Origin of the sequence: Pseudoalteromonas sp. TB25, assembly GCF_000497995.1 — a bacterium.
In the GTDB taxonomy this organism is placed as follows: Bacteria; Pseudomonadota; Gammaproteobacteria; order Enterobacterales; family Alteromonadaceae; genus Pseudoalteromonas; species Pseudoalteromonas distincta.
The window spans coordinates 1-2,924 of record NZ_AUTI01000374.1 but is presented as its reverse complement, the minus strand read 5'-3'; the positions used below and the strand labels follow the sequence as shown (position 1 = coordinate 2,924).

1 protein-coding gene and 1 pseudogene (1 of these 2 running past the window's edge) are annotated in these 2,924 nt (G+C 40.4%); both read left to right on the top strand.

Features of this window, described 5'->3' with window-relative positions; translation table 11 throughout:
- Positions 1 to 170: pseudogene (locus L652_RS01000000123980) on the top strand (MFS transporter) (it extends 1,046 nt beyond the left edge of the window).
- Positions 171 to 341: 171 nt separating this feature from the next.
- Positions 342 to 2,738 (top strand): TonB-dependent receptor, encoded by a 2,397-nt coding sequence (locus L652_RS0116080; protein ID WP_024596984.1) that lies wholly within the window; start codon positions 342 to 344, stop codon positions 2,736 to 2,738.
- Positions 2,739 to 2,924 lie beyond the last annotated feature (186 nt).

Genomic DNA, 2,924 nt, shown 5'->3' with positions numbered 1-2,924 from the left:
CTGCTTTAGCTCCTTTATTTATGGGTATGATCAGCGATTACTTTGGCCATGTGCGCTATGGCTTTTACTTAGCAACAGGGTTTGCCGTGATTTTATTTGTAGCTATGTTGTTCAATTATTTACGCGACCCATCAATGAGTGCTTTACAAGAAAATAACCCAACAGCTTAATAAATTTGTATCTCAATACAATAAAAAATACTTTTAAAATCAACATATGAATAATAAAAGAGCAAATTAAACACAAAATAATTTGCTTATTGTAAAATATTTGTTATTTTTACTTAATCGATTAAGTGAAAATAACAAATCCTACTGGGTTCAACACAACGAGGCGTTCACATGACAACACACAATACACCTTTATATTTAATCAGCGCTTTAGCACTTGCCGTAAGTCAAGGCGTTAACGCACAAGAAACAGACCAAGCAACACCTGAAGCATCACAAAACAAAGGTCTTGAAACAATTGTTGTAACCGGCGTACCACGTCGAACAACAATCATGGCTTCAAGCGTTTCAGTTAGTAGCGTATCACTTGAACAAGTTCAGGTGTCTACTCCTCGCTCAACAGCCGAGGCTTTTAGAATCATTCCTGGTATCCGTGCAGAATCGACAGGTGGCGAAGGTAATGCAAATATTGCTGTTCGTGGCCTGCCAGTTGCTTCAGGCGGTGCAAAATTTTTACAATTACAAGAAGATGGTTTACCTGTACTGCAATACGGTGATATCGCTTTTGGTAATTCAGATATTTTTATGCGATTAGATAACACTGTGCAAACTATCGAATCGATTCGTGGTGGCTCAGCATCTACTGCCGCAAGTAATGCACCTGGTGGCATTATTAACTTTATCTCTAAAAATGGCGAAAACGAATCTGGCAGTGTATCTACAACACTTGGCTTAGATTACGACAGCGTTCGTACAGACTTTGAATACGGCACTTACTTAACCGATAGCGTGCGTTTTCATGTTGGTGGTTTTGTTCGACAAGGCGAAGGCCCGCGCGAAACAGGTTACACGTCTAATAAAGGTGGCCAAATAAAAGCTAATCTTACTAAAGATTTCGACAACGGTTACGTTCGCCTTTATTACAAACACTTAGACGATAAGAGTGTTGGCTACCTTCCTATGCCAATGTACTCAAATGGTGACTCTATTGCTGGCTTTGATGCGCAATCAGACACACCTCACTCAGCGTTATTTACTAAAACAGTACGTTTAAATGGTGAAAACCAAATCAGTAGCGGCGATATTCGCGATGGTATGAATCCAAAGGTTGACTCTGTTGGTTTTGAAGCTGTATTTGATTTAGATAACGATTGGCGTATCGAAAACCGTTTTCGTAAATCATCAATAAGCGGCAACTTTAACTCGCTTATTCCTGCAGAGGTTGGCAGCGCATCATCTATTGCACAGAGCATTGGTGGTGTAGGCGCAACACTCAGTAACGCAAACACGGGCGCTGCATTTAACGACGACCTTGCTATGCGAATTCATACGTTTGACGTAACAATGAACGACTTCGATTCATTAGTTAACGACTTTAAACTAACTAAATCGTTTGATGATGACACCAGCATTACCTTTGGTTATTACGCGTCAACACAAAACATTGCTATGTCGTGGTTATGGAATTCATACCTTATGGAGCTTAAAGGCGACAATGCTGCATTATTAAATGTTACTGCAGCTGACGGTACTGAATTTTCAGAAAATGGTTTATATGCATATGGCACACCTTACTGGGGAAACTGTTGCCAACGTGATTACGACACAGAGTACGACACCCGTGCACCATACGTTGCATTCTCTACTAAATTAGGCGACGTAAGCATTGATGCAAGTGCCCGTTACGACAGTGGCGAAGCTCGCGGTAACTATGCAGGTGCCGTAACATCAACTGTAGATATGAACCGCGACGGTGAAATATCAATCCCTGAGCAAAACGTTGCAGGTATTGATACAGCAAACGCAAGTCCAGTAAACTATGACTGGAACTATTCTTCTTATTCAATTGGTGCTAATTATCAAATTGACCCAAGCCTTGCTACGTTTGCACGTATTAGTAAAGGTGGGCGTGCAAATGCTGACCGTCTTTTATTTGGTAAAGTACGCGCCGACGGCTCTGTTGCAAAGGAAGACGCTGTTGATGAAGTAAACCAGTTTGAGTTTGGTGTTAAAAAGCGCTTTGATTCATTATCAGTGTTTGCTACTGCGTTTTTTGCCGAAACTGAAGAGCAAAATTTTGAAGCAACATCACAAACGTTTTTTGACCGTGAATACGAAGCAAAAGGGATTGAAATAGAATCTACTTACTTTATTGATGCATGGGATTTTCGCGGTAATTTAACTTGGACCGATGCAGAAATAGCAAAAGATGCGCTTAACCCAGATGTTGTAGGTAATACACCACGTCGTCAAGCCGATTTAATTTACTCATTAATGGCACGTTACAACTATGAAAAAGGCGCTGCAGGGGTAAGTTTCATTGGTACTACCGATGCATACGCTCAAGATAATAACGATCTACAATTTGACGGCTACACACAGGTAAATGGCTTTGTAAGCTATGACTTATCTGAAAACCTTAATATTGCGCTTAATGTGAATAACCTCTTCGATACAGTAGGTATTACAGAAGCAGAAGAAGGTTCAGTACCTGAAAATAACATTATTCGTGCCCGTACTATTAACGGCCGCACAACGTCGGTAACTTTAAAATACGCTTTTAACTAAATGTGTGTATTGCGCTGCGGTGAGTAGTCACTGTAGCGCCTTTTAAAGTATGAATAAATAACACCCTTCACGTTTTTTAGCCTAGCCTTGCTAGGCTTTTTAGGATATTCCAAATGACTAAACTCCTGTGCTTAGGCGAGCTATTAATTGATATGCTGCCACAAGATGCTAATAACTCAGCCTATT